The organism is Rhizobacter sp. P1_G5 (assembly GCF_056405435.1).
Genome location: NZ_JBFUCB010000838.1, coordinates 1 through 2,092, shown reverse-complemented (window position 1 = coordinate 2,092; position 2,092 = coordinate 1). Strand labels below are relative to the sequence as shown.

Here is a 2,092-nt window from a genome sequence, read left to right as displayed (position 1 = left end):
GTGCTGATGGACATCCAGATGCCGGGCATGGACGGCGTCGAGGCGACGCGCCGGCTGCGCGCGATGCAGGCCGACGGCCTGCTCCGCCCGTTCCCGATCGTCGCGCTGACCGCGCATGCGCTGGCTGCCGACCGGCAGTCCAGCCTCGATGCCGGGATGGACGAGCACCTGACCAAGCCGATGCAGTTCGAGAGCCTGCGCACGGTGCTGGATCAATGGCGCCCTGATGACCCGGAGCTGACAAGCGGCGACGAAGGCGGGCCGACCGCGAACTAAGTCGCGCCGAATGCGACTGGGTGGACATTTCGTCCACTTGACGTGCTCGCGCGGCCGTCACGTGTGAAAACATCCCGCCCTGCCGTGCGCGGTTGGGACAGAGTCGTCGTCGACACGGCCAACGATCCAGGGAAAAAACCGGAGACACCATGAAGAAGCTTCTTTGCGTGCTGGCCTTGTCCAGCCTCGCGGCCAGCGCGGCCGCCCAGATCCTGATCGGCCAGACGGCAGGCTTCACCGGCGCGGTCGCGGCCGGCGTCAAGGAGACCACCGACGGCGCGAAGATGTACTTCGACGCGGTCAATGCGCGCGGCGGCATCAACGGCCAGAGCATCGAGCTGGTCTCGATGGACGACAAGTTCGATCCGAAGCTCGCGGCCGAGAACGCGAAGAAGCTGATCACCGAGAAGAACGTGGTCGCGCTGTTCCTGGTGCGCGGCACGCCGCACACGCAGGCGATCGCGCCGCTGCTGGCCGAGTACCGGGTGCCGCTGGTCGCGCCGTCGACCGGCGCGATGGTGCTGCACAAGCCGGTCAACCCGTACATCTTCAACGTGCGCGCCACCTACCAGCGCGAGGCCGAGCGCGCGATCCGCCACCTGAGCCTGATCGGCATCGAGCGCATCGCGGTGCTGCATGTCGACGACAGCTTCGGCGTCGATGCCGTCGTCGGCGCCGCGGCCGGCTTCACCGCGGTCGGCAAGCAGCCGGCAGCGGTCGAGAAGTTCGACCGCGCGAAACCCGACTTCAGCGCAATCGTGCCGAAGCTGATCAAGCTGAACACGCAGGCCGTGCTGTTCATCGCCTCCGGGGCCGTCGTCGCCGAAGGCACGAAGGCGCTGCGCGATGCCGGCAGCCCGGCGCAGATCGTCACGCTGTCGAACAACTCCTCCAGCGGCTTCATCACGTTGATGGGCGACAACGCGCGCGGCGTGATCGTCACGCAGGTGTTCCCGTACGAGCGCTCGATCGCGTCGCCGCTCGTCAAGGAAGCGACCGAGCTCGCGAAGGCCAAGGGCCTCGATGCGGTGTCGCCGGCGATGATGGAAGGCTTTGCGGGCGCGAAGGTGCTGGTCGAAGGCCTGCGCCGCAGCGGCGGCACGCCGACGCGCGACAAGCTGCTCGCGGCACTGAACAACCTGCACAAGTACGACATCGGCGGCATGGAGGTCAGCTTCAGCACGAGCGACCACACCGGTCTCGATTTTGCAGATCTCTCCATCATTGGATCCGACGGCAAGTTCCGTCGCTGAGCGCTTCGCGCACCACGTCACGCCATTGATGGCGTGACACGCAGACAGGCGTACTGCACACAGGCACGCCCGCCCTGCCCGTGAAACCATGGATTTCCTTGTGTTCACAGACAGAGCGGAGACACGTGATGAAGCAGTACCTCGGTGCGTTGGCCCTGGCGGCCGCGATGATGTCGATCGGCGCCCCCGCCGCAGCCCAGCTCCTGGTCGGACAGACCTCCGGCTTCACCGGCCCGGCGGCGGCCGGCGTGAAGGAGAACACCGACGGTGCGAAGCTCTACCTCGACTGGGTCAATGCGCAGGGCGGCGTGCACGGGCAGCCGATCCAGCTGGTCTCGCTCGATGACAAGTTCGAGCCGCAGCTCAGCGCCGAGAACGCGAAGAAGCTGATCGTCGAGAAGAACGTGCTGGCGCTGTTCCTCGGCCGCGGCACGCCGAATGCGCAGGCCGTGCTGCCGCTGCTGAACGAACACCGGGTGCCGATGATCGCGCCGTCGACCGGTGCGATGGCCCTGCACAAGCCGCTGCAGCCCTACGTCTTCAACGTGCGCGCCACCTACCAG

The 2,092-nt window shown here is 67.0% G+C and carries 3 protein-coding genes; all 3 read left to right on the top strand.

Translation table 11 applies throughout. The features are described 5' to 3' along the window. On the top strand, positions 1-276 hold a 276-nt coding region (locus AC1D12_RS31735), incomplete at its 5' end, for a response regulator (protein WP_477845151.1). Positions 277-425: 149 nt separating this feature from the next. After that, entirely contained in the window at positions 426-1,529 is a 1,104-nt protein-coding gene (locus tag AC1D12_RS31730) for an ABC transporter substrate-binding protein (RefSeq protein ID WP_477845150.1), read from the top strand. 128 nt (positions 1,530-1,657) lie between these two features. Then, positions 1,658-2,092 (top strand): ABC transporter substrate-binding protein (locus tag AC1D12_RS31725; protein ID WP_477845149.1); only part of this gene is annotated, 435 nt, incomplete at its 3' end.